At 38.8% G+C, this 2,784-nt stretch carries 2 protein-coding genes; both read right to left on the reverse strand.

What is annotated here, in order from left to right:
- Window positions 1–12: 12 nt before the first annotated feature.
- On the reverse strand, window positions 13–1,908 hold the full coding sequence (locus tag Y10_RS16905) for an OmpA family protein (RefSeq protein WP_281766599.1): 1,896 nt from the start codon (window positions 1,906–1,908) through the stop codon (window positions 13–15).
- Between the two features lie 18 nt (window positions 1,909–1,926).
- Window positions 1,927–2,784: PorP/SprF family type IX secretion system membrane protein (locus tag Y10_RS16910; RefSeq protein WP_281766600.1), on the reverse strand; the 858-nt coding region annotated here is incomplete at its 5' end.

Consider the following 2,784-nt stretch of genomic DNA (forward strand, 5'->3'; position numbering starts at 1 on the left):
GTGATTGAATAATTATTCAGCACCTTCTTCTTGAAGGTTGGTGATAATAAAATCAGATCTTCTGTTTTTCTGGTGTTCTTCATTAGTACATCCACCTTTACAGTCAACAAGTGGGTTTTTCTCACCCATACCTTCGCTGGTTAATCTATCTTCAGAGATTCCTTTAGAGATTAAGTACTGTACAGTACTCTTAGCACGCTTGTCAGTAAGTTTTAAGTTATAGCTTTCACTACCTCTTATATCTGCATGCGTTTCTACTTTAATATTCATCTCAGGATATTTCTCCATGATTTGTACTAGCTTGTCTAACTCTAAAGCAGCCTCCTTACGGATGTTGTGCTTGTCAAAGTCAAAGTAAATTGGTTGAAGATTTACTTTCTTAAGCTCGTCAATAAGGTTGTCTATTGGTTGTAACGCTACTTCTACATTGGTAATTAAACTATCAGTACCTTCTACATCTTTAGTAGTACCTTCATAGTCTTGAGCTGTTACCTCTAAGCTAATGTCTTTTTTACATTCTACTTTAAAGGTTACTTTACCCTCAGCATCGGTAGTTTTTGTAGCAACTACATTACCTTCGGTGTCTGCTAATGCTACTGTAGCACCTGCAATAATTTCACCGCTCTCAACGTCTGTAACGGTAATTACATAATCTACATCACAAATAGGCGCTATTTGCGTAGCCATGTAAATATCATCACTTCCTTTACCACCTTCACGGTTAGAAGAGAAGAAACCAGTTTTAGTTTCAGCCTCAAAGCTAAAAGAAAAATCATCTTTGTTACTGTTGATAGGCACCCCAAGGTTTCTAATTTCCCCAAAGCTATCCCCGTCAATACTGGTTACAAAAATATCTAATCCACCAAGTCCTAAGTGTCCGTTAGAGGCAAAGTATAATAACCCATCATTTACAAAAGGGAACCCTTCGTTAGCCTCTGTGTTTACATCAGCACCTAAGTTCTCAGGGGTACCATAGGTACCATCTTCGTTAATGGTTACTTTATACATATCAGACTCACCGTATCCTCCTGGTCTGTCAGAAGCAAAGTATAATGTTTTTCCATCATCACTTAATGCAGGGTGTTGCGAGGTGTAGTTTTCACCATTAAAAGGTAAACGCTCTACATTATCCCACTCACCATCTACCATGGTAGCTTTAAATAAGTTTACCAGTCCAATACCTGTACTGTCTTTTACAAACTTACCATCATTGTAGTTAGTTCTCGCAAAGTACATGGTTTGTCCATCATCAGAGATAGCAACCGTACCTTCATGGTAACGTGTATTGATTTTCTCGCTTAACTCTTCTACAGCAGTAAACTCATCTTTTACATACTGAGCTCTGTAGATGTTTAAGTAAGGCTCTTCGTTCCATCCGTATTTTCTACCTCCTGCTCTAGCAGAAGTAAAGTAAAAGGTATTTAAGTGAAAGTATCCACCAAAGTCAGATAAAGCAGTATTGATGTTAATAGGCTTTACCTCAAACTTTTTCTCTCCAGCTAATAATTGAGGAATGTAATCAGGATTTTTTAAGAACGACTTTGCTCTTGAATCAGAAGGAGCAGCCGCAGCAAACTGACGCATTTGCTGATTAGCTTCTTCGTACTTTCCGTTAGCCTTTAGCATTTGTGCGTAACGGTAACGAATTTCAGGGTCTGTAGTCTCATCTGCTACCTTTGCATACCAACGCTCAGCCTCTCTGGTATTAAATACATAATAATACGAGTTAGCAAGTTGTGTGATTACATAGGTATCAGCATCATCTAAGGCTATTTTTAAATAGGCCTCAGCTGCATCTACATACTTTAATTGACTATACAGCTTATCCGCTTTTTTGGTCTTAGCCGATTGTGCTAAGGCCGACTGGCCAATAAGCAGTGCTAAGAATACATATACTAGTTTTTTCATTTTTAACAGCTTTTGGTATTAAAAGAAACGAGGTGATTTTGAAATCTTCTGAGGAAGGTTCAAATCAAATAACAACATGATCTCATGCGAAGAATTCGATACTACATTGATATCTGAATTCACCGCATCATACGCATATCCTACACGGATAGCTGGTGTGATAGCAAAGTTTACAAGTCCACTGAAGGAATCATCTAAACGATACGAAGCACCAAGCTCTAAACGATCGTAGAATAAGAAGTTCGCATTTACATCAAATGATACAGGTGCATCAAAAGCAGATTTTACCATAGTAGATGGTTTGAACTTCACATTGTCAGACAAATCAAACACATACCCTGCGGTAGCAAAGTAGTGAGAGCTTTCAGACCCTATTTTAGTACCATTCTCATCAATGTGAGTAGCACTTAAAATGTTTGGTACCGAAAAGGCGATATAGTACTTATCTGTATAGTAGAAAGCACCTGCACCTACGTTTGGTGTTACCGAGTTAATGTTGCTGTTAAAAAACGGATCCGCTGGATCAATCACTGCTAAGTCAGCCAATCCTATGTCGTGAAAAGTAGCCCCCGCTTTAATACCTAAGGAAAGGTTGTGTACCCCTCCTAGTGGAATTTTATAAGCAAAGTCTACATAGGTGTTGGTTTCGGTTACAGGACCAATCTGATCACTGATAAGCGATAAACCTAACCCTACACGGTCACCTACTGGTAAATGACCAAAGGCTGTTAAGGTTTCAGGAGCACCATCAAAACCACTCCATTGTTGACGGTACAAAAATCCAAACGATAGATTTTCCCTTGAACCCGCGTATGCCGGGTTCACTACATTCATGTTATACATGTACTGTGTATACTGTGGGTCTTGCTGCGCAAA

The sequence above is a fragment of the Neptunitalea lumnitzerae genome, assembly GCF_027924185.1.
GTDB classification, from domain to species: Bacteria; Bacteroidota; Bacteroidia; order Flavobacteriales; family Flavobacteriaceae; genus Neptunitalea; species Neptunitalea lumnitzerae.